We start from the raw sequence: 25,979 nt of genomic DNA, 5'->3' as shown, positions 1-25,979 counted from the left end.
TTTTTTGTAGATTAAGTATACAATGGCTGAAAATTGATTCTCCCTTTTTAATCTACATATGTATATTATATTACATGTGTTCCGGTTTATTTAAAGCTTTTTAAGTAAGAAATAGGAGGAGAATCTGCAAATGAATATGACAACTAAGAGCCCTACAAGTGGCAAAGTTGATACTTCTAATTTGAAACATACCCCCATTTTAATTGCATTACTTTTAGGGGCAATGGTTGCATTATTAAACGAAACATTACTTGGTAATGCGTTAACAGTATTAATGAAAGAATTTGGCGTAACAGCATCAACAATTCAATGGCTTTCTACAGCTTACATGTTAGTAGTTGGGGTTTTAGTCCCGATTACAGCGTTACTTCAGCAATGGCTTACAACGAGACAAATGTTTTTGATTGCGATGGTAACGTTTTTAGTTGGTACATTAATTGCGGGATTTGCACCGACATTTTCTATTTTATTAGTTGGCCGTATCGTCCAAGCTGTAGCGACGGGGTTAATTTCACCGTTATTAATGAATACGATTTTACTTATTTGTCCGCCTGAAAAACGTGGTGCCACAATGGGATTAATCGCACTTGTGATGATGTCTGCTCCAGCAATTGGTCCTACATTATCTGGAGTAATTGTGGATTCATTAAATTGGCGCTGGTTATTCTATATTGTTATTCCGATCGTGATCATTTCAATTATGATTGGAATGAAGTACATTCAAAATGTTTCAGAGTTAACAAGGCCAAAAGTAGATTATCCATCTATCCTTTTATCGACATTAGGATTTGGCGGACTTGTGTATAGCTTTAGTGCATCAGGTGATTTAGGATGGTCTGATGCGAAAGTGTATGGCACTTTACTTGTTGGGCTTATCTCATTATGTATTTTTGCTGTTCGACAATTAAAAATTGAAAATCCAATTTTAGAATTACGTGCATTTAAAGTTCCGATGTTTACATTATCAGTTGGATTAATCGTTATTGTGATGATGTCGTTATTTTCAACGATGACTTTATTACCGATGTTCCTGCAAACAGTTTTACTCGTTACAGCTTTTAAATCAGGAATTATCATGCTTCCAGGAAGTATTATTAGCGCCATAATGGGACCAATCGCAGGTAAACTGTTTGATAAATTTAGTCCGAAAGTTATTATCGTTCCTGGTATTGTGTTAGTAGGGATTGCGATGTTCTTATTTAAAGGCATTACTCCTAATACATCAATGTTACAAATTATTGTCATGCATAGCGTATTAATGGTTGGACTCATGTTTGTTATGACAGCACAAACATACGGATTAAATCAATTAACACCAGATTTATATCCGCACGGAACAGCACTGTTTAATACGTTGCAACAAGTAGCTGGCGCAATTGGTACAGCTATCTTCATTTCGAAAATGTCTTCAGGAACAACTAGCTATATGGAAAGCTCCGCAAATCCAATGGACCCAGTAGAGAAGTTAAACGGTTTAACATCAGGATTCCAAGGTGCGTTTACATTAGGGTTGGTCTTTATTATTGTTGCTTTTATCGTATCGTTGTTTTTAAAAGAAGAGAAAAAGGGAGTAAAGACAGCGAGGGTTTTACAGAACGAGAATTAAGGTTTATATAAAAAGACATCTTTAAGAGATAAAGATGTCTTTTTACATTTCCTCCGTAACATCATACCTTAACAACTGCCCCTGATCATAAAACCTCTCAAAAAGAAGCCCCATTATATAAAAGAATACTAGCCCGAAACCAATATGAATGAGTGTAAAAGTAGTTCCAAATGAAGAAAATTCATACACGAGAATTGGCAATTTCGCAGTTGTCCAAACGCCTAAGAAAAATACGATGTACCGAATGCTTGCGCCTTTTTTTAGGAGTAGTGCTGCAATTGGAAAGGCAACGTAGAGAGGACCAGCTGCAATGCCGCCTAATAATAAAGAAAATAGGATTCCATATATGCCGGAATTTCCGCCCATATATTTCATGAGCGTTTCTTTCTTCACCCACTGATCAAGTAACCCTACAAATAGTAGGACTGGAGGGAGGAGAAACAACATATCTAAAATGCTATTCCCTGTTAATTGTAATGCGCTCCATCCTAAAGATTGATTTATAAAAGTTAATACAAAGAGCCCCAGTAATAGAATGAAAAAGAAGCGATATTTTTTTAGTTCCTTCATACCATCACCACCCAAATGATATAGGAGAATAGGAGAGACATGAGCAAAGCAGATGCATTACGCGCGTAAGCAAAGCTTCGCCCGAATATCTTTTGTTCCATCGGTAATGTTGTAATTCCTACTGACATGAATGTAGACATAAGTGCCGCAACTTGAGGAAGGCCTGCGCCGTGTTGGACTAACGTATTACCGAGAGGAAATACGACGAAGCTTGGAATAAGTGCAACGGAGCCGAGTATCGCTGAATAAATAATACCGATGAATCCAGATTGCTCCCCAATAATAGAAGAGATGAAAGACGGCGTTAATATAGAAAGCGATAAGCCAACGAAAAGCATGATGGAGAGCATCGCAGGTAGAAGATTGCGAAACATTTTCCACGACTTCATTAGAGCTTCTTTCGTTTTATTGCGGTCTTTCATAAAAGAAATCCCCGTAAGAATAATGGCTAAAGTGTAAAGGATCACGCCGTTAATCATGATTGGATTCCTTTAAGTCTTTATATTTGTCTATGAAAAAGGATAAGTTCTTCATTTTTTCTTCAATATCCATTTGGAAATCTGCCAATTGTCCTTTTCCAGCAGGCGTAATTTTGTACATCTTTCTCGGTTTGTCTTGATGATCTGTACTTACGTAAGATGCAATTGCACCTTCGTTCTCTAATTTTTTTAGCGTACGATATAAAATGGCACTATCGATTGGATTGACTGGAAGTTCTTCCTCGCACTTTTGTAATAATTGCCCGCCATAGTTATCACCTTCTGCCAAAAATAACAAAAGAAATGCACCTGTATGTCTTCCTGTATGTTTCATGAATAGACCTCCTAGAATGAATTAGGATTTATACTGTTAATGACAGTATACTGTTGTTAACAGTATATGGTGCATGAAGTGTTATGTCAATTTTAAAATGTGCGATTTTTGAGGGGGAAGATAACAAGAACAGTGTTTTCTTTAGCGCTGGTAAACTACGGATAGGGAGGGGGTGTACATCCAAAAACACAAAAAAAAGACACTCTCAAGAGTGCCTCCCCTTAGCAGCCGAATCCGCCGCCCCAACAACTAGCTCCAACGATGATTAATAAAATAAAGAGTACAACAAGTAAAGCAAATCCGCCGCCGAAACCACAGCCTCCACCACAACTACCGCCATAGCCCATATTAACTCCTCCTTCCATAAAGACCATTAATTAATGGATTTAATTTACTTTATGTTTTTACGGATAAACTTGAGCAGGTCCTTTTGAAAAATAAAAGATACTTGGGATTTTATAAGAGTTGACAACCTTATTTTGTCACCGGTATTGGGTCGTTTACATATTGTATTTTATTCTGTGTATTGGGGGAAGGAGGATCTGTATGGCTAATTCTGAAATGATTTTACGCTTACTTACGGATTTAAAGATTGAACAGCAAGCTTTAAAAGAGCAGTTGGAAAAAATACAAACTGCTGTGACTACTCTTGAAGAAAAATCAGCGATTGTGGAAGAGAAACCAACGACTATTGAAGAAAAACCAGCTGTTGCTGCTGCAAAGCAAAGAGCTCATTCTGGACGCCCAACATCTTTTCGTGATTGGAGAGCATCTTCGCAAAAAAATTCTTAAAAATATAAGAAAAGAAGACATCAATTATGATGTCTTCTTTTGCTTGTACAATCCAAATGCGATAAGAAGGTATATATCATATTGCTTTAAAAATAAGAAGAAAATAACGATTGTCGACTCCTGTTTTAGTATAGCATGTAATAATAAATAATCTTATGCAATTCTGCATATATGTAGATTATATGATGTTAATCTTATATATTTTAGTTGTCTGTTATTTGTTTTAATTCATTTACTTATATTATTTTTTGAGCGCCCCATTGGTGGGGCCTTTTTTTATAATTGTTTTAAAGTGGAAACCCCTGAAGCATAATGAGGGGTTTCATAACTAGGTAAATGATTATTGGTGCTTAATGAGATGAGGTTCAGGATATTGCGTCTGAATTTCTTCTAAATGGATTACTATTTAATTTTAAACCGTTCCCCATAAATGATAAACCATGCCGAAAACAAAAAAAGCTAGTCCTACAAACAAAACGATTAAAGCAAGCATTCCATTTTTATTATGTTCCATACATTCAGCTCCTTTTTAGTTATATACAAAAAATCCTTTAGTCGTAATTATGGCTAAAGGTTTTGATCTTCATACTTTATAGTTTATAAAAAAGTTGTACTTCTGTATTAATTTGGAATATGATTGTTTAAAGAGTAGGTGATGAGTACATGCAGGAAACAAAACAATTCCCGCTTATATCTGGAAATCTCTCATTAGATTTAGTAAATACAGAGCTAGTTAGGCGTGGACAACGTTATGATTTATTAATAACGGATGAAGATGTATTAGAATGGCTATATGTAATAAAGGTTAATCTGCCTTTTTGGAATGAAAAAACACTTATAGGGATTCAAGAGCGCATGAATCAAGTTACATCTAGCATATTAGAGGTAAGAGAAATACTGAGAAAACAGTTTGAGGCAATTGCTGATCAGCACGAAATTTCAAATGATTTTATTACGTATTTAGAAAAACAAATTGAGAAAGCACCATTTACATATAAAGTCATTGCACAGCGTCTAGTGCCTATCCCAGTTGGAGAAATTGAGGATGTACTTGTATCGTTAATTGCATTTGATGCTTTAACGTTAATAGCAGAAAATGAGCTTATTTCTCTTAAAAGGTGTTCAAACCCTGACTGTGTTTTATTATTTATAGATAAAAGTGGAAAGCGAAAATGGTGTTCTATGAAAATATGTGGGAACCGGAAAAAGGTAGCAAAATTCCAGGATCGAAAATCTGGAGAAGTTTAGGGAATCAACTTATAACAGTTGATTCTTTTTTTCTGTATTTTTAAACTAACCCCTAAAGTGTGAATTGACTGGTTATTTTGTTCGGGATATAATTATTGATAAATAAGGGAGGCGAATGATGGATAATATAACAGCAGCTAAGCAGAAAGAGGCTCAACCAATAAGTGTAAGGTATTTTGCAAAAATGAAAGGGAAAGGAAGAAGTCCATTACAAGTAAATATAAAGGACTCTTTAACGGGATTATTGGGGGGATTTTTAACGATTCTCACCTTAACATATTTAACGAGTATAACTTCTACAGAATTGCTAATGGCTCCATTTGGAGCGAGTTGTGTATTAGCGTTTGGAGTTTGGAATGCACCGCTATCTCAGCCACGTAATATTATTGGAGGACATTTGATTTCAACTTTCATTGGTCTATCAATATATCATTTGTTTGGGAATGAATATTGGACAATTGCTTTAGCAGTTGGTATGTCGATTGCTATTATGATGTTAACAAGAACAACACACCCTCCGGCAGGGGCCGATCCAATTATCGTTATTTTAGGAGCATATAGTTGGAGTTATTTAGTAACGCCAGTTTTAGTTGGTTCTCTTATTATTGTAGTTATTGCTTTATTTATTAATAATATGAGTAGTAAAAGGAGCTATCCAACTTTTTGGGTATAGTTTGTAAAGTGAAAAACAATATAAATAATTATATTGTTTTTACTATGTTTCATTTTTTATATAGAAAAAGCCTTTAGTCGTAATTACGACCAAAGGCTTTCATTCTCATGCTTTTTAGTTTACAAAGAAAAGACACCCATATAAGAGTGTCTTTTCCAATAGTTTTTTAGCAGAAGCAAGAAGCTCCAACGATGATTAATAAAATAAACAATACAACTAATAGTGCAAATCCTCCAGAAAAACCGCAGCTTCCACCGCAACTACCACCAAATCCCATAATAGTTCCTCCTTTAATAAGAGGGGAAAACAAAGGGTCACTCATGTTTTTTAACGGATTCCATTTACTTTATGTTTTGAAGTATAAACATGAGCAGGTCCTTTTGAAAATAAAAAAGACACCTTGAGTTGCCTTTTGTACAATGTAATTTCATTAATATTCGTTAGCATAAAACTCTTTTATTAGCTTTATTTCATTTGTATCTGGGTTAAATTTAAATATTTTAATTTGATTAGATTCGTCTTTATAGGCAAATGTATTATCGCCAACTGGGGTCATATTGCTGGTGTTTACGATAGGGTCACTACCATGGTCAGTAATTTCTACAGGTTTCTCACGATCCCAAAATGCAATGACAATGATCAAGATGATAAGGCATATACGGATGTTACGTAGTTCTCTCGATACAGTATTCTCCATTCGATATTCTCCTTTGTTGTTTAATAGATTTTGTTAATAAAAGAGATAATTCTTATGAAAATAAATAAAAAAGACACTGTAAAGTGTCTTTTTTATTTGAGTTATGCGCATTGCTTAATAAGACGCTAGTTCCTCAGTATGAATATGAGTAACTATGTAGGGTAGTTTTATTATAACATTTTAACCATTACTGGGTCTATATGGAATTTTATTAATGGTTATGTTTGATTATTCAGGATGATAAACATGGTGAAATATGTAAGTTATCTACGGTAATTGTAAAATATAATTGTGTACATAACTTGTAATGGATGTAAGCAACAGCTGATCGATTGTTAGTATTTTTCTTTGTAAAAAAATATTCAATAATTTATCATTGCAACCGCTTACTCTTTGTGTATAATAAAGGTAAGTTAATAAGTAAAAGGATTGTTACTGTTCGGCAGGCAAAACCTAAATTGATCTAGAGGCTACGGGTGTAGTGTGGCTTTTGGAATCAGTTTAGGTTTTTTTTATACCTTTTGTGACTTTAAGAAGAAGAAGGCGGAACAATATGAGAATCCATAAAATCTTAAATAACAATGTTGTTTGTACGATGAAGGATAATGAGACAGAAGTTGTACTGATGGGCAGAGGTTTGGGATTTCAGAAAAAAGTTGGCGATACGATTGATGAATCTAAGGTAGAAAAAACCTTTGTGTTAGAGACAAAAGAATTATCAGAGAAACTTGCTAGGTTGCTAACTGAAATTCCTGTAGAAAATTTAGAGCTTACAGAGAGAATTATTCAGTTTGCTAAGACAGCTTTGCCGGGGACTTTAAGTGATTATATTTATCTTACATTAACGGATCACTTAAGTTTCGCCTTAACTCGGCATAAAGAAGGAATGGATCTTAAAAATACTTTGCTTTGGGAGATTAAGAGGTTCTATCAGAAAGAGTTTGAAATTGGTCTACAAGCTTTGAACATAATTGAAGAAGAGACTGGGTTTAGACTTTCTGAAGATGAGGCAGGGTCAATTGCACTACATTTCGTTAATGCGCAGCAAGGAGAGCCGGCGATGCAACAAACGGTAGCGATGACGAAAATAGTCCAAGATATTTTAAATGTTGTAAAGTACCACTATAAGATGAACTTAGATGAAAATTCATTTAATTATAGTCGTTTTGTAACGCATTTACGATATTTTGCGCAGCGTTTAATGCAGAAGGAATTGAACTCGGCCGATGATGATTTTTTATACGAGCAAGTGAAAAGTAAGTATGAAGAGGCGTATTGTTGTACAGAAAAAATTGAAGCGTATTTACGAAAAGCACATAATAGTCATCTTTCAAAAGATGAAAAAGTGTACGTAACGTTGCACATTCATCGTGTAACGAAACGCAATGAATTATGTAATTGAATAAACGGGATTGTTACTGGTTTGGCAGGCAAAACCTAAATTGACTTGTAATGGAGTGATTCGTATGTATCACGTCGTTATGGTTAGTTTAGGTTTTTTCTTTTATAAAAATAATAAATGGGATGATTGTAAGGAGGGGGAACGATTATGAAGTATGAACAGTTGGCAAAAGACATATTGAAACATGTTGGAGGAAGAGAAAACATAAATAGCGTTGTACATTGTATAACTCGCTTACGATTTCAGTTAAAAGATGAGGGGAAAGCAAATACGGAAGTACTGAAAGGTATGGAAGATATTGTGACGGTTATGAAAAGCGGCGGGCAATATCAAGTTGTAATTGGTAACCATGTATCCGACGTTTATAAAGCGGTTATTGTTGCCGGAGGATTTCAAGAGACAGAGGAAGAAGACGCGAGTGATAAGAAGAAGAGTAGTCTTATAGATATTCTTTCTAGCATTTTCACTCCTATTTTAGGAGTGTTAGCTGCAACTGGGATGATTAAAGGATTTAATGCATTATTTGTAGCGTTAGGCTGGTTAAGTACACAGTCAGGAACGTATCAAATATTAAATGCGGTAGGCGATTCGTTATTTTACTTCTTCCCGATCTTCTTAGGATATACAGCAAGTAAAAAATTCGGGGGATCACCATTCATCGGTATGGCAATTGGGGGAGCGTTAGTCTATCCGGCTTTATCCGGTTTAAAAGCAAGTGAGCCATTATATACGTTATTTGCAGGAACGATGTTTGAATCACCAATTCATATTACGTTTTTAGGCATACCAGTTATTTTAATGAACTATGCATCATCTGTTATTCCGATTATTCTCGCTGCTTATTTTGGAGCGAGAGTAGAACAGTCTTTAAAGCAAGTGATTCCGGATGTTGTGAAAACATTTGTACTACCATTCTTAACGTTACTAATCGTTGTACCAGTTACATTTCTCGTTATTGGCCCAATTGCGACGTGGGCAGGGCAGTTTTTAGGACAGGCAACGCTTTGGGTGTATCATGCAAGCCCATTAGTAGCGGGTGCTTTACTCGGTGCTTTCTGGCAAGTACTTGTCATATTTGGCCTTCATTGGGGCGTCGTTCCGATTGGCTATAACAATTTAGCAGTAAACGGTGTGGATCCGATACTAGCGCTTATATTTGCTGCTTCATTTGCTCAAATTGGTGCGGTGCTTGGTGTTTGGATGAAAACGAAAGACAAGAAATTAAAAACACTTAGTATTCCAGCTTTTATTTCAGGTATTTTCGGTGTTACAGAGCCAGCGATTTATGGTATTACACTTCCGCTTAAAAAGCCGTTTATTATGAGCTGTATTGCTGGAGGAGTTGGCGGCGCAATACTTGGCGTATTTGGTACACAAGCTTATATGACAGGCGGACTTGGTATATTTACGCTTCCGACATTTATTAGTCCAAAAGATGGGATTACAGCTGGATTTTGGGGCGCAATTGTTTCGATGGTTGTTTCTTTAGTAGTAGGTTTTATTCTAACTTACTTATTTGGTTTTACGAAAAAGAAAACATCTACAGAAACAGAGGAAACAAGTAATAAAATCGCTGCATCAAACGATGATGAAATAATTTTTAGTCCTTTCCATGGCGCCGTTATGTCGCTTCAAAATATTGACGATGCTGCATTTGCATCAGGTGCGTTAGGTGAAGGAGTTGCGATTGAGCCTTCAGAAGGAAAGTTGTTTTCACCAGTTTCAGGTACGATTTCTGCGCTATTCCCGACGAATCATGCGATAGGAATTACGGCGGATTCAGGTGCTGAAATATTAATCCATATTGGAATGGATACTGTGAAATTAAATGGCGAATTTTTCTCTTCTCATATTGAACAAGGAGTGAGAGTAGAAAAAGGGCAATTACTTATTGAGTTTAATATAGCTGAAATTCAAAAGGCGGGTTACATTGTGACAACACCAGTTGTTGTTACAAATTATGATAAATATAGCATCAAAAAAACGGAGATAGAAAAGATTCAAGCAGGAGATTCTTTACTAAAGTTAGGAGTTAAATAGTAGTTACATTTCATACAGGTTCAAACGAAGAAAGGTATTCTTTAAAACTTACAATGCCTTTCCTCGTTCATTCTTATATAAAGGAGTTTTTCTATATGTCTAAAGTTAATTTTCCAAAAGGTTTTTTATGGGGTGGAGCAACTGCAGCCAATCAAGTTGAAGGCGCATATGTAGAAGACGGAAAAGGATTAACGACGGTGGATCTATTACCAACTGGTGAAAATCGTTGGGATATTATGAAAGGAAATATTCATTCCTTTACACCGGTAGAAGGAGAGTTTTACCCGTCACATGAAGCAATTGATTTTTATCATCGTTATAAAGAAGATATTGCACTGTTTGCAGAAATGGGATTTAAAGCGTTACGTGTATCGATTGCTTGGACGCGTATTTTCCCAAGTGGTGAAGATGAAAAGCCAAATGAAGCAGGATTACAGTTTTATGATAATTTGTTTGATGAACTGTTAAAGCACGGTATTGAACCAGTCGTTACGATGGCTCACTTCGATGTGCCTGTGCATTTAGTAGAAAAGTATGGAAGCTGGAGAAGTAGAAAGCTTGTAAATTTCTTCGAGACGTACGCAAAAACAATTTTTAATAGATATAAAGAGAAAGTGAAATATTGGATGACGTTTAATGAAATTAATATGCTTTTACATTTACCTTTCATGGGAGCAGGTCTAGCATTTAAAGAAGGTGATAATAAAAAACAAATTCAGTATCAAGCAGCGCATCACCAACTTGTCGCAAGTGCGTTAGCTGTAAAAGCATGTCATGAAATCATTCCAGATGCAAAAATCGGTTGTATGCTTGCGGCAGGTGCAACGTATCCGTACACATGTAATCCAGACGACGTACTTCGTGCGATGGAACAAGACCGTGAATCATTTTTCTTCATTGATGTACAAGCAAGAGGAGCATATCCTGGATACGCAAAACGCTTCTTTACAGATAATAATGTAACAATTGAAATGGAAAAAGAAGACGAGGAAATTTTAAAAGAGCATACAGTTGATTATATTGGTTTTAGCTACTATTCAAGCCGAGCAACAAGTACAGATCCAGAAGTATTAAAAAGTATAACGAGCGGAAATGTATTCGGTTCAGTTGAAAATCCATATCTTGAAAAATCAGAGTGGGGATGGACGATTGATCCGAAAGGCTTCCGTATTACAGCGAACCAACTTTATGATCGTTACCAAAAACCTTTATTTGTCGTTGAAAATGGCCTTGGTGCAATCGATCAGTTAAATGGTGAAGACGAAGTGAATGATGCATACCGTATTGATTACCTTGAGAAGCATATGATTGAAATGTCAGAAGCCATCCAAGATGGAGTAGATATTATCGGTTATACAAGCTGGGGTCCAATTGACCTTGTAAGTGCTTCTACTGGTGAAATGAAGAAACGTTACGGATATATATACGTTGATAAAGATAATGAAGGAAAAGGTTCATTAAAAAGATCGAAGAAGAAAAGTTTTGATTGGTATAAGGAAGTAATTAAGACGAATGGTGAGAGTTTGGAGTCTTAAGTATGAAAAGGAGACATCTTAATGGATGTCTTCTTTTTTTTATTGTGAATAAAGCATGGAAATCGATTTCCCTTTACACAAACATAACGGTATAATATAGTTAAGTTAAGTGAACTTAACTATTGAATGAAACAAAATAACAGCATGGAGGAAGAGTGCTATGACTAGAACGTATAAAGAAATAATTAATGAAATGAACCGAGCTTATAATGAATTCTACATTTTACTATTTCAGGAGTTGAAAGATGAGTACGGTCTTACAGGACAGCAAGAGAGTATGTTATTTCATATTCATTTAAATGAAAACACGACAGCGAATCACATTGCGACTACTTTTAATATATCGAAAAGCGCTGTGAGCCAAGTTTTATCGAAATTGGAAAAGCAGAAGATGATTTCAAAACAAGTAAATCCTAATAATAAAAGGGAGTATTTCCTTACACTTGGTCCAAACGGTAGTAAGTATATGGAGCAGTTGTCTGAGTTAGATGATGTATTAATTGAGAAATACTTTTCAAAAATCGATATCGGTGCTTTAGAGCAAATGACGGATACGTTAACGAAAATAAATAAAGTGATATTGGAAGAAAAACAGAAGGATCTTGATTGTAATGAGTAAGAACTTAGATGAGGTAATGAGTAGAAAGGAGGAGAAGCGTGTGATGAGTTACATACCAAATATGATGACGATAGCAAACTTTGTGTGTGGGCTTTTGGCTATTCACGCTGTTTTCGTTCACGATATGTATGGTGCAGTTCTATTCATTATTACAGGTATGGTATTTGATCTTTTCGATGGCATGGTTGCTCGGAAACTAGATTCTGTTTCGGAAATAGGCGGAGAGTTAGACTCCTTTGCAGATTTAGTGACCTTTGGTGTGGCACCGTCTATTCTTGCATATAGTGTTGCTTTAAAAGATTTGCAATCTATCGGGATGGTATGTGCGCTTGTTTATAGTATTTGCGGAATGCTGCGGCTTGCTAGATTTAATACACAACAAAGCAAACTCCCAACATTCATCGGAATGCCCATCCCATTTGCGGCAATGTGTCTTCTTATTTTATGCCTCCTAAATAACCCAGTTTCCGTGGCATTTGGCACATGCGTACTCGCTTATTTAATGGTGAGCAAAATCAAATTCCCCCATTTTAAAAAGGATCTATCAGAAAGCTTGAAGTCCGAAAGATGGGATTAATAAGAAAGATAAGGAGCATAACATGATTCGTATGGCATTAAGATCATTCAATATACAAATATATTGTTTGCTAGGCGTGATGTTATTGGGATGGTTGATGACACCTTTCTCAGCCCAGTTTGTAGGGATAAGCATTGGCCTTTTAGTAAGTATGTACTGCGCCTGGATTTTAGGAAGGCGTATCGAAAAGTTCGGAGATAGTATCGTAAAAAAAGAAAAAGCACCAATGCTTGGCATGATGAATCGGTTTGCAGCCGCCATACTCGGTGCGATTATTATGTATGAAATTGAACACCGTGAGTACATGTGGACATTTGCAGCTGGAATTATGGGTGGGTATTTCTTAATTATTATTAATTTAGGTTATTACAGTATGAGGGATGCGAAGGAATAAAGTGCTGTGTAAATAACTAATTTGGATGTAAAAGCTAAAAAACCTTCCTTTATAGAGAGCTTTTTATTACAAAGAAAAGACACCCATATAAGAGTGTCTTTTCCGATAGTTTTTTAGCAGAAGCAAGAAGCTCCAACAATGATCAATAAAATAAACAATACAACTAGTAAAGCAAAGCCGCCGCCACAATTACTACTACAACTACCACCAAATCCCATAATAGTTCCTCCTTTAATAAGAGGGGAAAACAAGGGGTCACTCATGTATTTTAATGGATTCAACTTACTTTATGTTTTTTACACAATAATTGAGCAGGTCCTTTTGAAAATAAAGAAAAGACACCCTAAGGTGCCTTTCTCCGACTTGAACCATCTTAATTTTAATAATATTGGACTCCCGTCCGAATATTATTTTACCATGTTAAGTTGTTTTTGGAAATGTTCCATATCGATAATTGTAATAAACGGTTTAGTTTTGGAATTATGTATCTGTCTAAACGTTGAAATTAATAAAGGAACGATATACTTGAGGGTTTTTATGAGTGATTACAATCATACTATTAAAAAGAACCCCATAAATGATAAACCATTCCACTAACAAAAAACACTAATCCTAAAAACAAAACAATTAAAGCAAGTACTCCATTTTGATTATGTTCCATAAAATTAGCTCCTTTTAGAATTATTTTTATCCCGCTTTAATGGGCAGTAAGATCCCCACCTCGAAATTCAGCGAAAGCAAAGAAGTTAGGTGGGGGATCAACTGCTCATAAAAGTCCGATTGGTGAGGGCTGATAATCAGTGGGGGATGAAAAACCCCCACTGATTAAAGTTTCACTTTATATACAAAAAAGCCTTTAGTCGTAATTATGGCTAAAGGCTTTGAGCATTATACTTTTTAGTTAATAAAATCGTATAAGAAGAATTTATAATGTTTTTTATCGAATTTGGAACTGACAATGTACTAGCTTGATAATGAAGCCTGGCTATTAGAATTGAAAAATTTTAGTTTTATTATAATTAATAGAAATGAGAGTAGTGTGAATATAAATCCGCTCCAAATAAGCTGGTGAATACCTAAGTTTGAAATGAACCAGCCTCCAATAATGGTTCCTAAAGTAATTCCGAGATTTGAGAACGAAACGAATAGACTGTTACCAAATTCAGGTGCTTCTTTAGCTTCACTTATTAACCATGTTTGACCAACAATTAATCCACCAGCATGCACGATTCCCCAAATGAATACTATAAAAATCATTGGAACAAGGTAGGAACCTAAATAATAAACCAATATGTAAACAATAGAATATAGAATAGGGAATGATATTACAGTGTTTATTATGCTTTTTTGTAGGAGACCACCAAATAAATGATTACCTAAAATCATAACTATACCAAATATGAATAGCATGATACTGATGAGAGATCCATTCATGGAAGTTACTTTTGCAAGGTACTCAGCGAAGTAACTGTATACGGAAAACATGGCTGCAAAAAGGAATGTGACGGTTAAAATATTTAACCATAATCCTGGTTTGCCGAGTATACGAATTTGTTTGCCGAAAGACATCTTTTCTTTAACAGGCATAGAAGGAAGTAGGAGTAGTATTCCAATGAATGCAACAGTGTTAACGAATGCTCCGAATAAGAAAGCAATTTCGAGTGAAAATTGGTCTGCAAGGTAAGAGGTTAGTGGTACACCTAAAGCAAAGCCAACAGTAATTCCCATGAAAACTTTTGTAACCGCTTGACCGCTCTTTTCTGGAGGGACAAGTTTAGCAGCTGTTACAAGAGCGATTGAAAAGAAGAGTGGATGAAGCGCTGCCGGTAAAATACGAAAAATAAGCATGATTTCAAATTGTGTTGTATAAGCGTAGATTAAATTTGCAATAACAAATATGAAAATTGCTGTTAATAAAATTATTTTGCGATTAATACTAGAGACGAGCAGAATTAAGAACGGACCAGAAATAGCAACAACTAGTGCAAATATACTTACTAAAAAGCCAGCTTTTGTAGTTGAAATTCCGAATTTTTCAGTGATTTGTGGTAATACGCCGACAATACCCATCTCGGTAGTAATAATTCCGAACACACCTATTGCGAGTGTCAGAATAAGTAAAGGATTTACTTTTTTCATTTATTAAACTCTCCATTCGTATCATTATTTTGAAAGTAAATTCATTAACAAAGAAGCATTATTATAAGCATGATTGGATGCCAACATTATCAGGAGTATGTAATTTAAAATACAATAACAGATATCTAAATAACTAGATATGATATGTTAAAAAAATTTCTCCTTTCGATGTTTCTTGCTTTTATAGGCAGTGCAATTTATAAAAAAAGTAATTGGATACCTGTAAAAAAGCAGAATGTGTGAAAGCTAATAATCAATTAGTATGCTGATTGATCATTAGCTTTCATTTTATAATTCGTTTTGGACGTATTCAGAAAACTCTCGTATTGTTTTTTCATTTCGACGATAGTAGGTCCATTTTCCAATTCGGTCAGACTCTAGTAAGCCTGCTTTTTTCATAGTTAATAAATAACTAGAAATAACCGATTGGGCTAAGCCAGTTTTAAGCTGGATATCTCCTACACATACGCCAACTTGAAAGTTAAGGTCTTGTTCTAGATAAGGTTTTTCATCGAAATGGTTTTCTGGATTTTTCAACCAGGATAAAATTTGACATCTTGTTTCATTTGACAATGCTTTATAAATTAATAAAGGTTCCATAAGGATATTATATCTACTTTTATAGATTTGTAAATAGGTTTTAGTGATTTTAAGGGAAGAAGGCATAGTTGATCCCCTTGAATAGGCATAAGATGCTCTTAATCTGTACCCTTTGTAAAGGACATTCTAAAAAAGATGATTTCTGTATGCAAACAGGAGTCATCTTCTTTAAATTCTATTGATAGCAAGAGTGATTATAGTACGTCATATATTTCTTAATTTCATGTTTTAACTGAAAAAATGATTCACATGATTTTATATATGATTCATCGGTTAAAGTGCTAAGAGGATTACGTGCAAAAATGATAATCTTGTTACGTTTAAGCATGTTGTTGCCTAGCTATCAATGGCGGATTCCTAAGAAGAGTAATAATAAAACCAAACTGAAGATTTAAGAAAAATTTTATGTTTACCCCACTTTTTATTTTAAAAGTTTTTCCTATCCTATAAATGAGTTACATCAAGAAGAAGGCTAAAAACGACAAAGTCATAGATGAAAATGTAAAGTTAGGGGATTCTACATGCATACAGAAGTTTTGATTAGTTATTTGTATACTTATTTTTTTACTATTATTTTTTGTATTATGTTTCAAATTGGATTTTATTTTAAAGCGAAAAGAACTGTATCTATTCGGCATTTTCTATGGGTATATGTTTTTCTATTCTATCTTTCGCTAGTATATGGGGTGACGCAAATTGCGACTGTATGGGATATAAGTAGATATGAAACGTGGATTCGTGTCAGTCAAATTAACTTGACTCTATTTGATACGGCAGGTAGTACTACGTATCTTTTAAACATTGTACTGTTTATGCCGTTCGGTTTTTTATTACCGACTATTTGGTCGCAGTTTAGAAAAATGAAACACACCGTATGTGCAGGATTCTTTTTTTCATTGGCAATTGAGTTAAATCAATTACTAAATAATAGAATTACAGATATTGATGATTTATTTACGAATACCCTCGGGGCGATTGTTGGGTATTTAATATATAGAGTTTTATTTAAAATGATATGTAAAAGAGAGAAAAAAAAGCTTGATACTAACACCTCTCTAGTCATAAAATACGAGGCTATTTTTTGTTTAGTGTGTTCATTTGTAGGTGCGATGTTAATTTATCATCCAGCTTTATTTGGAAGACCTGTCATCCTTTAGTGAGGTGATTATGTTCTTGTGCTATCTCGTTTATAAAATGATTCTCGTATTTCTTCCAATCAGTACAAGATTCGCTCTATACGTTATTAAGCTATTCAGCAGACTGTAAGATGATCAGTAATCGTACTAGTGAGATTGAAATAAAGGCTGACAGTTTTTATCCAAGCTTTTCATTTATGTATGATGCGCAAGAATTATTTATTATTGGTGGAGAAGAGAAATGGTCTGATACCCATTATATAAAAAGATTTTTTCATCTTGAGCAGATTACAGATGAGCTAACTATTGATTTAAGAAAATGAGAGATGAGAAGGAATAAATGAATAAACCCTCAAGTATAGAACGATATACTTGAGGGTTTTTATGTATGAAGAAGGCTTTTCTATTTTTCTCTAGAATGAACAGTAATGTATAATCTAATTCCTTAATGTAATAAGGAGGCAGTAAAATTTGAACAGGAAAATTTGGTTTGTATTTACTTTTTTTGCTCTTTTAGTATCTGGTTATGTTGTTGTCCAATATTTTATTATGGATGGATTTCAAACAGGACTTGTAAAAGCGAAGCTTATGTTTGGATCTAAATTAAGTGAATTCTGGTATATGATGTTATTTATACATATTACAACTAGTATAGTAGCATTAGTAATTGGTCCTTTTACATTATCGACTAAATTTAGAGAAAGGAATATCAACCGTCATCGAATAGTTGGGAGAATCTATATGGTTGGTATATTATTAGGAGGCGTTTCTGGACTATATCTATCCTTTTATGCTACGGGAGGATTGGTAGCGAAGCTAGGTTTCGGTTTGTTATCCGTATTTTGGCTAACATCAGCATATCAAGCGTTACATAGAGTTAAGAATAAAAAAATTAAAGACCATCGGAATTGGATGATTAGAAATTATTCTTTAACCTTTGGAGCAGTTACATTAAGAATTTGGCTACCGTTGTTTATCGTTCTATTTGGAATAGAGCGGTTTGAACTTAGTTACGCTATTATTGCTTGGTTAGCGTGGGTACCCAATTTAATTGTTGCAGAATTATTCATAAGAAAAAGACTTAATAAAGGAAAATACGAAGGAAATGAGGATTTACATTTTTGATATAAATTTGCTGTAATATTGAGGGCGGAATTTTTTAAATAGCTGAATTACGTACAAAAATAGGATGGCCCATTGAAGCCATCCTATTTGTATTACCAACTAGCAGTTTCCGTACTTTCTTTCAACCACTTCACCCAATCCAAATCCTCTACCTTAAGCAAACTGAGAGAAACACCTTTCATATCTAAAGAAGTTAGCAGTGTACCAACTTTTACGAATGTAATTTGTAATCCTTCAAGCTCACATAAACGGCGAATATCATTTGCGAAAATGTATTGTTCCATTAATGGTGTTGCGCCGAGTCCATTAATGAAGATGGCGAAGTTTTCACCTTTTCTCCAGCGATAAATGCTTTTTAGTTTGTTCATTAGTTCGATCGCTAATATTTCAGAAGAGGATAGTGCTTCTTTACGGTAACCTTTTTCACCATGGATACCAACGCCATAAAAAACTTCATCGTCGTTTAATGTGAATGAATCTTTTCCTTTCACTGGATCGTTTGCAGGTGAAAGTGCGACTCCTAATGTGTGTAAGTTTTTGATGACAGATTGCCCAAGCATTGTTAATTCTTCTAAAGAATGGCCTTCAAGAGCGGCCGCACCAAGTATTTTTTGAACGAAAACAGTACCAGCGACGCCGCGTCTTCTTTTATTAAACGAAGCATCATCTTCAATTGAAACGTCATCATTTACGATGATATGGTCAATTCGTCTTCCTTCTTCTTTAGCGATTTGTTTAGCCGCTAAAAAATTTGCTACGTCATCTTTAAAGTTTTTGATGATGAATAAAATACTCTTATCTTTTGGCATGAGGCGGGTTGCAGCTACAATCTGTTCCACTGTAGGCGGAGTGAAAATATTGCCGTTTACTGCTGCCGTAAGCATACCTTTTCCTACATACCCAATATCAGCAGGTTCATGTCCGCTACCACCGCCGCTTATGATAACAACGTTTTGCTTCAGTTTTTCTATATTTTTTACATAAATGATGTTATGTATTTCATCGTAATTTACTTTTTCGTTATGTTCAAAATAAAAGCCATGCATCATATCTTGAACAATATTTTCTACATCATTCATAATCTTTTTCATTGCTTTTGCCACCCTTTAATTACTTTGCTGATTGCTCTAGTAATAGTAATAATTGATTGTTTATCATATTTTTCATGAGAGAAGACATAATGGACGGATCTACTTCGCATTTGCTTTCAATCCAATCTTTTATCGTTCCAACGAAGCCGTGACTATAAAAGGAGGCAATCGTATTTTTTGTCTCATCAGAAAGGCTGAATCCACAGCTCATAGATAGTTCATCAATAATCTTCATATATAAGTTTTTCGTATGCTCAAATAAATAGTGATTAAACGAGTTTTGCTCAATGACTTTAAAAGCATTTCGGTAAAATTTTTGATTTTCATAAAAGTAATCAAATAATAAATCGAAAATGTTTTCCCACGTTTCATAGTCGAGAAAGTCGATAATGTTTTCTTTCGTTTCTTCTCTATAAATCCAGCTTAATAGTTCAAATTTATCTTTAAAATGATAATAAAAAGTTTGCCTACGCATTTGACAGTGTAACATAATATCGCTCACTGATATTTTATGAAATGACTCTGTTTCCATTAAATATTTCAATGAATTCGCGATTATCTTTTTAGAAATTATAGAAGAGGTCATCTGAATCATCCCTAGAATGTTAGTAATATGAAAATCCTACCTACAAATGAGAGCGGTGTCTTTAGACAGATTGTCCATTTTGTCCGTTTACTATAAAACGCTTTCATTTTAATATGAGTAGTAAGAAGAAGATTTCAAATATATCACAATATATTAAAGGAATTGAGGGAGAAGCACAATGAAAAAGATTATAAACAAACCAGAAACATTAGTAATGGAAATGTGCAACGGAATGGTTATGGCTCACCCAGAGCTTGAGCTTTTGAAAAAATATAAAGTTATTAAGAAAAAAGAAATGAACGAAAATAAAGTAACGTTAATTAGTGGCGGTGGTAGTGGTCATGAGCCAGCACATGCAGGTCTAGTCGGAAAAGGAATGTTAGATGCGGCAGTGTGCGGAGATGTGTTTGCTTCGCCTTCACAAATTCAGGTATACCAAGCGATTAAAGAGACAGCTAGTAAAAAAGGTACATTGTTAATTATTAAAAATTATAGCGGCGATATTATGAATTTCAAAAACGGTGCGCATTTAGCGACGGAAGATGGAATTGAAGTCGACTACGTAAAAGTGGACGATGATATTGCGGTAGAAGATAGTTTGTATACAGTAGGACGCCGCGGCGTTGCGGGGGTTATTCTCGTTCATAAAATTGCCGGCGCAGCAGCGGAAGCAGGTATGGATTTAGGAGCGGTGAAAGCTGTCGCAGAAAAAGCAGCGGCTAACGTGCGTACAATTGGTTTAGCGTTAACTTCTTGTACAGTTCCAGCGAGCGGATCACCTACTTTCACACTTGCGGAAGATGAAATGGAATACGGCGTAGGTATTCACGGCGAACCAGGAATTAAACGTGAAAAAATGTTGTCAGCAGATGAACTAGCTAACCGTATGACAAATGATCTTGTAAAAGATTTAGGAGTAAAAGATGGCGAAGAAATTGCGCTTCTAGTTAACGGTTTTGGCGGAACACCACTGCAAGAACTTTACTTATTTAACAATGCAGTTACGAGAGAATTAGCTGCTAGAAACATTAAAATTAATAGAGTATTCGTTGGTAATTATATGACGAGTATTGATATGGCCGGTATGTCTTTAACAGTAATGAAATTAGATGATGAGCTAAAAACATTACTATCTAAAGAATGTAATACACCAGCGTTTAAAGTAGATGGACCAGTTGAAAGTGTAGAGTACGTGAATGTACTTGAAGATGTAGAAGAGAAAGAAGTTTCCTTCGAAATAGAAACAGCGGAAGAGCACGCTGTTATTAAAAATAATGTCATTACATTAAACAACATGATCTATCTCGTTGATAAAATGAGCGACGTTATTATTAAAAACGAAGTACCGTTCTGTGAGTTAGATACGCACGCTGGTGACGGAGACTTCGGAATGAGTGTGGCAAAAGGATTTAAGCAATTAAAACGTGAGTGGCATTCGATTGTAGATCAAGAAAATGTTACTATCGGATCGTTCCTTGACGGTTGTTCGATGATTATTATGGAACATTGCGGCGGCGCATCTGGTCCAATTTGGGGCGGAGCATTCCGCGCAGCTAGTAAAGCAGCAGGCGAGAAGCGTGAGTTAACAGTGAAAGAATTCGCTGAAGTGTTGCAAGCAGCACTGCAAGGTATACAATCTATCGGTGAAAGATCGTTCGGCAGAGGAGCAGTAGTTGGTGATAAAACACTTGTTGACGCACTTGCTCCATGTGTAGACTCTTGGTTAGCTAGCGCTTCAAACGAAGAAGACATGAAAACTGCCTTTGAAAAAGGAGCAGAAGCAGCGGTTAAAGGAGCAGAGTATACGAAAGAAATCGTAGCTCGCATGGGCCGCGCTGGTACAGTTGGCGAAAGAAGCTTAGGATATCCTGATGCAGGTGCGCATGCGCTTGGAGTTATCTTTACGGAGATTGCGGGTAGTTTGAAATAGGAATTAGAAAGTCCCTCTGTCTGAAGGCGGAGGGACTTTTATATAGTTGATATGTAGAAGACTTCTTTCGGTACTTTTTGCTTATTTGAGAGATTTCTTCAATCAAATTGTATTTTAGACTTAGCTTTTTTGTGATTGCAGCTTATCGATTTTCCAGTGTGCTCCTAGAGGATCTAAAGAGCTTTCAATATAAAACATATATTCATCTGCGGTACTTGGTACTTCAAAAGCTATTTTTAATTCTACCGTTTCATTTGGTTTAACTTGTATATCAGAAGGGTTTTGATCAAGCATCTTTCCTTCATAGGCCTTTCCGTCTTTTTCATCTTTTAAGTTATATTTTAATTCTGATAGTCCAATCGTTTGACCTCGTACATTTTTTACAGAGACATTAACAACGATAGAATCGTTGCTATCATTTAAATATGCACTTTTAACGGCGGTCAAGTAATAGCCTCCCTTAACACTCTCACCAACTAATAAAATACCTTGTTCCAAGCGGCTCATATCTTCTTTTTCTTCAAAATTTATTAATTCTTCATTTTCATTTTTTGCGGTTGGTTCTTCTATTGGACCATTTTTAACGGCACTATCTTTTTTATCTTGTGTGCAAGCAGCCGTAACACTGACTAATACTAGAATTAAAGTAAGTAATAGGAATGATTTTCTCATAAAATTGATCTGTCTCCTTAAGTTTTTCAATTTTGTGCAGCTATACATATAAGATTAACATAATGTCTCATTATTGGCTCGAAATAGGGAATCTTTTAGACACCTTATTCTTTTTCCTTTTAATATACATTCGATTGGGTCTCACGATATTTGTTAATCTTTTAAATCATTGTCTTAGTAATACCGAGGGTTATTATAGATATATTAATCATATAATTTGTCCCTATCAAAACGAACGTTTCTTGCATCTAATATATTGTAAATATATTTTATTTTGAAAGGATGTGATTATATGGCTCATAAATCTACTGGAGTGTTTCGAGTTCCAGTTTCTGAAAATGGGATTATTCCAACTGCTCTCAACATTATGTTAAACAATGATTCACGCTGCCATACTAGTAATGTAACGGTAACTGTTAAGAGAAGTCCAAACACTTCTTTCCCAACTCAAAATGAATTAGTTGAAATCTCTCGTACTTTTGTTTCTTTAGAACCAAACAGAACAACTAAGATTGTGTTATTTACTCCAGAATTCCAAATAGAAGATTTTCTTGATGTTATTATTAGTGGAAATAAAGATGATGTTAAGGATGTTCTTGTATATTCTTTCTTAGCAGATTCAGCAGGTCACAATCTGCCATCTACTGTTTTCAGAAATGCAGAATACACTTTTGCTTGCTGACACCGTGATGATGTATTCTTTACTGTTGTATCAAGGTGCTATCCTGCGGCTTGAACCATCTTAATTTTATCCCGCTTTAATGGGCAGTAAGACCCCCACCTCAAAATTCAGCGAAAGCAAAGAAGTTAGGTGGGGGATCAACTGCCCATAAAAGTCCGATTGGTTCAACTAATAATCAGTGGGGGATGAAGAAAACCCCCACTGATTAAAGTTTCACTTTATTGTGTTGTTATTATATAAGAAAAGAAGACATCGATTAAGATGTCTTCTCTTTGTACACTTGGTGTTAAGAAGGTATTATATTGCTTAAAAACTATGAAAAAATATAACAATCATCGAGTAAGCCTATTATAGCATCAATAAACAGGTTTAAATATTTAATATTAAATATATATAGATTTATTTATATTTAATCTATATAGTTAAATTGTCTGTTATTTGTTTTAATTCATTTACTTATTTTATTTTTGAGTGCTCCAGCAATGGAGCCTTTTTTTATATTGGTGAGATTGTACTAATATGAAAGAATAGAATTAACTGTATATTGTAAGGGTGATATACCTATAGAGTTTTTGTTTGAGCTTCGAAAAGAATTGGTGAAAGCCATTGTACGTGAAGTTTCTGCATATGTTTTATTTACATAAAATTTGTTATCCGTAGTAAGAAAAAGGCGAATTCCTACTTTCAAAAGGAATTCGCCTTTTTCTATAACCCTATTCATTTTTTTATACATTTCTATCATGGCGGTACCCCATTTATAGGTTATGAGAAAGGGTGTTTTTTGCACTATTTTCTATTCTTGGATATTATTAATAATATCTATATGAACTTATTTTTTTATTAAAAAGGTTTGGCGGTGTGTAAAATGATTAAAGGGATTAAAAATATTGAAACGAAAGAGCCGATAAAAATGTTTCTATTGGTTCCCTGTAGTATTCTTTTGTTTGATAATATTTATCAATATTTTATTCTTAGAAAGGATTTTTCACTACAGAAACTTTTATTTGAACTCGTATTTTTATTTCATTTATTTTATATAATAAGTGTTTACAAAAAATGAATAAACAAATGTTTACAAAATATATTTTTCTTGGAGTAAGTATTATTTATCTTTTGGCATATGATCTTATGTTTATACGTAATCCAGATGCTTCTTTACATATCCCTTATTTAGAGTGCTTCTTAGTAATTTCTGCACCTTTATTTTTAAGTATTCATTATCTTTTATGGGTATCTATTTGTATGATATGTAGATTTTTAATTGCCATTTATTATTTTGACATTAACTATCCAATATCATTAGTATTATTGTTTCTAACAATTTTTGTTACGTCATTTTTTGTATTTCTTTCATTAAAATTTTTAGTACAAAAAATCAAAGCATCCTATGAAAAACAAATGAAAGAAACAGCTTTATCAATAATGAGAATAATGGAATTAAAGGATCAATATACGAAAGGACATAGTGAACGTGTAGCCAATTATGCTACTATTCTTGCTAAAGAAACAAATGAATATGATGATAATTCTTTAAAACAATTTCATTTTATTTGTTTATTACATGATATAGGGAAAATAGGTATTCCGGATGAAGTTTTAAAGAAAGCATCTTCTCTTACAGAAGAAGAATATAATATTATTAAGACACACCCACAATTAGGATTAGAAGTTTTTAAAAATATATCTTTAATAAAAGGTAGTGAAGACATAATTCTTTCTCATCATGAAAGATGGGATGGAAAGGGCTATCCTCAAAAACTAAAAGGAAATCAAATACCATTATGCGCAAGAATTGTTGCAATAGCAGATGCATTCGATGCAATGTCAAGAGCATATCGTTCGGCCCTATCTCCTGAAGAAGCTTATAGACGTATTATAGAAGGATCTGGTACACAATTTGATCCTTCTATAGTAGAGGTTTTCAAAAAGGTATTTCCTTTGTGGGAAAAAATGGTTCCAAATTTTTTTCGTTAAAAGCTCATGTCTGAAATCGATTCATATTTGAGGTATGATGAATGCGGAAAATGAAAAAAACGAATCCAATCGTGATAAAAGTTTGGAACTAGATAATGAATAAGGCACATAAAGAAAAGGTACCTATATATAGGTACCTTTTCTAATAGTTTTTTAGCAGAAACAACTGCATCCGATAATGATTAAGAGAATAAATAATACAACTAATAAAGCAAATCCTCCAGCGAAACCGCAGCCTTCGCCGCAACTACCACCATATCCCATAACAATAGTGCCTCCTTTAGATAAGAGGGGAAAACTAGGGTTCATTCCATAGATTTTAACGGGTTCACTTTAACTTATGTTTTAAAGAATGAATTGAGCAGGTCCTTTTGAAAATAAAGAAAAGACGCCATTAGGCGCCTTCCTTTTAGGTAGATAAGAATTTAGTTTTCCAATCTAAAGAAATTTTGTATCAGCTCTTTGTGAGTATATCATAATATCTGATTGATTTATTATGCATTGTTACATACTTTCCTAAACTCCTCTATTTTCCATTTGATAAAATAAAATCCTAATATTACCAAAAAACAAATAAATATTTCTATATATTCAATATATTTACAAAATTAAAAAAGTGATACATTTAAGTTGTAAGCTATAAAAACTATTAAAGGGGGATTTATTATGTTCAAGAAATTAGTAGTAGGGCTATTGGCAACTGGTATTGCATTAACAGGAGGAATTGGAGCGGCTTCAGCTGATACGCAAAAAGCTGTGAGCTCTCCGAAGCAAGCAACATGCTCAATTCCTTATGAGTATTCTAATGGTAAATTCAAAAGAACTCTTTATTACTCAAATGGAGTATATGCTAATAGTTTTAATGAAAATGTTTGTGGCGGGACGATTACGTGGTATTTAAAACATGTTCAAAATGGAGTTGCTTTTTACGAAGGTAATTTAAAATAGTAGATTCTTTGAACCTCATTTATTGAGGTTCTTTTATTTTTAGTTTTTAAAATGATGCTCCATAAAAAGGCAAAAAGAACTTGTGGAAATCACTACAAGTTCTCTTTTTTGTTAAAGCGAGTACAGGGGA

The 25,979-nt window shown here is 34.4% G+C and carries 29 protein-coding genes and 3 pseudogenes; 18 read left to right on the top strand and 14 right to left on the bottom strand.

Annotation, left to right across the window (positions count from 1 at the left end; genetic code table 11):
• Window positions 1-130 precede the first annotated feature (130 nt).
• Window positions 131-1,606 carry an MDR family MFS transporter gene (locus QEP67_RS23060; RefSeq protein WP_080483120.1) on the top strand — a complete coding sequence of 492 codons (1,476 nt, stop codon included), beginning with the start codon at window positions 131-133 and terminating at the stop codon, window positions 1,604-1,606.
• A 42-nt stretch (window positions 1,607-1,648) separates the two neighbouring features.
• Here the strand turns inward: QEP67_RS23060 and QEP67_RS23055 are convergent, their stop codons facing one another.
• From QEP67_RS23055 to QEP67_RS23040, 4 genes are all read right to left on the bottom strand, one after another.
• Complete coding sequence (locus tag QEP67_RS23055; RefSeq protein ID WP_000661295.1) at window positions 1,649-2,176, bottom strand: permease; 528 nt, start codon at window positions 2,174-2,176, stop codon at window positions 1,649-1,651.
• Complete coding sequence (locus tag QEP67_RS23050; RefSeq protein WP_000606992.1) at window positions 2,173-2,655, bottom strand: hypothetical protein; 483 nt, start codon at window positions 2,653-2,655, stop codon at window positions 2,173-2,175. The genes QEP67_RS23055 and QEP67_RS23050 overlap by 4 nt, the downstream gene beginning before the upstream one ends.
• Window positions 2,648-2,989 (bottom strand): PadR family transcriptional regulator, encoded by a 342-nt coding sequence (locus QEP67_RS23045; protein WP_000683183.1) that lies wholly within the window; start codon window positions 2,987-2,989, stop codon window positions 2,648-2,650. The genes QEP67_RS23050 and QEP67_RS23045 overlap by 8 nt, the downstream gene beginning before the upstream one ends.
• A 221-nt stretch (window positions 2,990-3,210) precedes the next feature.
• Window positions 3,211-3,336 (bottom strand): YjcZ family sporulation protein, encoded by a 126-nt coding sequence (locus tag QEP67_RS23040; RefSeq protein WP_000540377.1) that lies wholly within the window; start codon window positions 3,334-3,336, stop codon window positions 3,211-3,213.
• A gap of 199 nt (window positions 3,337-3,535) precedes the next feature.
• Here QEP67_RS23040 and QEP67_RS23035 point away from each other — a divergent pair, with 199 nt between their 5' ends.
• The 3 genes from QEP67_RS23035 (at window position 3,536) to QEP67_RS23025 (ending at window position 5,702) form a co-directional block, all read left to right on the top strand.
• Window positions 3,536-3,781, top strand: coding sequence for a hypothetical protein (locus QEP67_RS23035; protein ID WP_142311684.1), 246 nt, complete (start codon window positions 3,536-3,538; stop codon window positions 3,779-3,781).
• A gap of 663 nt (window positions 3,782-4,444) precedes the next feature.
• Complete coding sequence (locus QEP67_RS23030; RefSeq protein WP_061672079.1) at window positions 4,445-5,029, top strand: CGNR zinc finger domain-containing protein; 585 nt, start codon at window positions 4,445-4,447, stop codon at window positions 5,027-5,029.
• A gap of 118 nt (window positions 5,030-5,147) precedes the next feature.
• Window positions 5,148-5,702 carry an HPP family protein gene (locus tag QEP67_RS23025; protein ID WP_000368837.1) on the top strand — a complete coding sequence of 185 codons (555 nt, stop codon included), beginning with the start codon at window positions 5,148-5,150 and terminating at the stop codon, window positions 5,700-5,702.
• Window positions 5,703-5,868: 166 nt separating this feature from the next.
• On the opposite strand, the gene QEP67_RS23020 is transcribed toward QEP67_RS23025, so the two are convergent.
• Window positions 5,869-5,979, bottom strand: a complete 111-nt coding sequence (locus QEP67_RS23020; protein ID WP_000505686.1) for a YjcZ family sporulation protein — start codon at window positions 5,977-5,979, stop codon at window positions 5,869-5,871.
• A 153-nt stretch (window positions 5,980-6,132) separates the two neighbouring features.
• Window positions 6,133-6,399 carry a YmzC family protein gene (locus tag QEP67_RS23015; RefSeq protein WP_000432378.1) on the bottom strand — a complete coding sequence of 89 codons (267 nt, stop codon included), beginning with the start codon at window positions 6,397-6,399 and terminating at the stop codon, window positions 6,133-6,135.
• Window positions 6,400-6,952: 553 nt separating this feature from the next.
• Here QEP67_RS23015 and licT point away from each other — a divergent pair.
• From licT to QEP67_RS22985, 6 genes are all read left to right on the top strand, one after another.
• Entirely contained in the window at window positions 6,953-7,801 is an 849-nt protein-coding gene (gene licT, locus QEP67_RS23010) for a BglG family transcription antiterminator LicT (RefSeq protein ID WP_064471006.1), read from the top strand.
• A gap of 147 nt (window positions 7,802-7,948) precedes the next feature.
• Complete coding sequence (locus tag QEP67_RS23005; protein ID WP_000873087.1) at window positions 7,949-9,841, top strand: beta-glucoside-specific PTS transporter subunit IIABC; 1,893 nt, start codon at window positions 7,949-7,951, stop codon at window positions 9,839-9,841.
• Window positions 9,842-9,936: 95 nt separating this feature from the next.
• On the top strand, window positions 9,937-11,376 hold the full coding sequence (locus QEP67_RS23000; RefSeq protein ID WP_000049021.1) for a 6-phospho-beta-glucosidase: 1,440 nt from the start codon (window positions 9,937-9,939) through the stop codon (window positions 11,374-11,376).
• 160 nt (window positions 11,377-11,536) lie between these two features.
• On the top strand, window positions 11,537-11,995 hold the full coding sequence (locus QEP67_RS22995) for a MarR family winged helix-turn-helix transcriptional regulator (RefSeq protein ID WP_000198930.1): 459 nt from the start codon (window positions 11,537-11,539) through the stop codon (window positions 11,993-11,995).
• On the top strand, window positions 11,988-12,572 hold the full coding sequence (gene pssA, locus QEP67_RS22990) for a CDP-diacylglycerol--serine O-phosphatidyltransferase (protein WP_074651610.1): 585 nt from the start codon (window positions 11,988-11,990) through the stop codon (window positions 12,570-12,572). Before QEP67_RS22995 ends, pssA begins: the two co-directional genes overlap by 8 nt.
• Before the next feature lie 22 nt (window positions 12,573-12,594).
• Window positions 12,595-12,966 (top strand): ATP synthase subunit I, encoded by a 372-nt coding sequence (locus tag QEP67_RS22985; protein WP_064056335.1) that lies wholly within the window; start codon window positions 12,595-12,597, stop codon window positions 12,964-12,966.
• A gap of 113 nt (window positions 12,967-13,079) precedes the next feature.
• Here QEP67_RS22985 and QEP67_RS22980 read toward each other — a convergent pair whose 3' ends face one another.
• The 4 genes and pseudogenes from QEP67_RS22980 to QEP67_RS22965 all read right to left on the bottom strand — a co-directional run.
• Entirely contained in the window at window positions 13,080-13,184 is a 105-nt protein-coding gene (locus QEP67_RS22980; protein WP_075310385.1) for a YjcZ family sporulation protein, read from the bottom strand.
• Window positions 13,185-13,929: 745 nt separating this feature from the next.
• A complete protein-coding gene (locus QEP67_RS22975; RefSeq protein WP_353706440.1) occupies window positions 13,930-15,105 on the bottom strand; it encodes an MFS transporter in 1,176 nt (391 codons plus the stop codon).
• Between the two features lie 288 nt (window positions 15,106-15,393).
• Complete coding sequence (locus QEP67_RS22970; protein WP_000433539.1) at window positions 15,394-15,705, bottom strand: helix-turn-helix transcriptional regulator; 312 nt, start codon at window positions 15,703-15,705, stop codon at window positions 15,394-15,396.
• A gap of 175 nt (window positions 15,706-15,880) precedes the next feature.
• Window positions 15,881-15,982: pseudogene (locus QEP67_RS22965) on the bottom strand (TetR family transcriptional regulator); the annotation flags it as partial.
• Window positions 15,983-16,226: 244 nt separating this feature from the next.
• On the opposite strand from QEP67_RS22965, the gene QEP67_RS22960 reads away from it, so the two are divergent.
• The 3 genes and pseudogenes from QEP67_RS22960 to QEP67_RS22950 all read left to right on the top strand — a co-directional run bounded on the left by QEP67_RS22960 (window position 16,227) and on the right by QEP67_RS22950 (window position 17,966).
• The gene (locus QEP67_RS22960; protein WP_088321269.1) at window positions 16,227-16,862 is read left to right on the top strand and encodes a VanZ family protein; all 636 of its coding nucleotides are present in this window, start codon (window positions 16,227-16,229) and stop codon (window positions 16,860-16,862) included.
• A gap of 47 nt (window positions 16,863-16,909) precedes the next feature.
• A pseudogene (locus QEP67_RS22955) lies at window positions 16,910-17,164 on the top strand (hypothetical protein); the annotation flags it as partial.
• A 148-nt stretch (window positions 17,165-17,312) separates the two neighbouring features.
• Entirely contained in the window at window positions 17,313-17,966 is a 654-nt protein-coding gene (locus QEP67_RS22950; RefSeq protein ID WP_001080298.1) for a DUF2306 domain-containing protein, read from the top strand.
• A 92-nt stretch (window positions 17,967-18,058) separates the two neighbouring features.
• On the opposite strand, the gene dhaQ is transcribed toward QEP67_RS22950, so the two are convergent.
• Together dhaQ and dhaS are read right to left on the bottom strand one after the other, a co-directional pair.
• Window positions 18,059-19,057, bottom strand: coding sequence for a DhaKLM operon coactivator DhaQ (dhaQ, locus tag QEP67_RS22945; RefSeq protein ID WP_074651607.1), 999 nt, complete (start codon window positions 19,055-19,057; stop codon window positions 18,059-18,061).
• 19 nt (window positions 19,058-19,076) lie between these two features.
• On the bottom strand, window positions 19,077-19,643 hold the full coding sequence (dhaS, locus tag QEP67_RS22940; protein WP_000204216.1) for a dihydroxyacetone kinase transcriptional activator DhaS: 567 nt from the start codon (window positions 19,641-19,643) through the stop codon (window positions 19,077-19,079).
• Window positions 19,644-19,821: 178 nt separating this feature from the next.
• On the opposite strand from dhaS, the gene dhaK reads away from it, so the two are divergent.
• A complete protein-coding gene (gene dhaK, locus QEP67_RS22935) occupies window positions 19,822-21,573 on the top strand; it encodes a dihydroxyacetone kinase subunit DhaK (RefSeq protein WP_000720738.1) in 1,752 nt (583 codons plus the stop codon).
• Window positions 21,574-21,693: 120 nt separating this feature from the next.
• On the opposite strand, the gene QEP67_RS22930 is transcribed toward dhaK, so the two are convergent.
• On the bottom strand, window positions 21,694-22,245 hold the full coding sequence (locus QEP67_RS22930; protein ID WP_001231998.1) for a DUF4352 domain-containing protein: 552 nt from the start codon (window positions 22,243-22,245) through the stop codon (window positions 21,694-21,696).
• A gap of 292 nt (window positions 22,246-22,537) precedes the next feature.
• On the opposite strand from QEP67_RS22930, the gene QEP67_RS22925 reads away from it, so the two are divergent.
• The 3 genes and pseudogenes from QEP67_RS22925 (at window position 22,538) to QEP67_RS22915 (ending at window position 24,901) form a co-directional block, all read left to right on the top strand.
• The gene (locus QEP67_RS22925) at window positions 22,538-22,927 is read left to right on the top strand and encodes a hypothetical protein (protein WP_029437700.1); all 390 of its coding nucleotides are present in this window, start codon (window positions 22,538-22,540) and stop codon (window positions 22,925-22,927) included.
• Window positions 22,928-23,792: 865 nt separating this feature from the next.
• Window positions 23,793-24,217, top strand: a pseudogene (locus QEP67_RS22920) (HD-GYP domain-containing protein); the annotation flags it as partial.
• A 108-nt stretch (window positions 24,218-24,325) separates the two neighbouring features.
• Complete coding sequence (locus tag QEP67_RS22915) at window positions 24,326-24,901, top strand: HD-GYP domain-containing protein (RefSeq protein WP_353706636.1); 576 nt, start codon at window positions 24,326-24,328, stop codon at window positions 24,899-24,901.
• A gap of 153 nt (window positions 24,902-25,054) precedes the next feature.
• Here the strand turns inward: QEP67_RS22915 and QEP67_RS22910 are convergent, their stop codons facing one another.
• On the bottom strand, window positions 25,055-25,165 hold the full coding sequence (locus QEP67_RS22910; RefSeq protein ID WP_000540371.1) for a YjcZ family sporulation protein: 111 nt from the start codon (window positions 25,163-25,165) through the stop codon (window positions 25,055-25,057).
• A gap of 402 nt (window positions 25,166-25,567) precedes the next feature.
• Between QEP67_RS22910 and QEP67_RS22905 the strand changes: the two genes are divergently transcribed.
• Window positions 25,568-25,849, top strand: a complete 282-nt coding sequence (locus QEP67_RS22905; protein ID WP_000473837.1) for an LCI fold-containing protein — start codon at window positions 25,568-25,570, stop codon at window positions 25,847-25,849.
• Window positions 25,850-25,979 lie beyond the last annotated feature (130 nt).

The sequence above is a fragment of the Bacillus cereus group sp. MS39 genome (assembly GCF_040448665.1).
Classification (GTDB): Bacteria; Bacillota; Bacilli; order Bacillales; family Bacillaceae_G; genus Bacillus_A; species Bacillus_A wiedmannii.
This window is presented reverse-complemented; position numbering and strand designations above follow the sequence as displayed.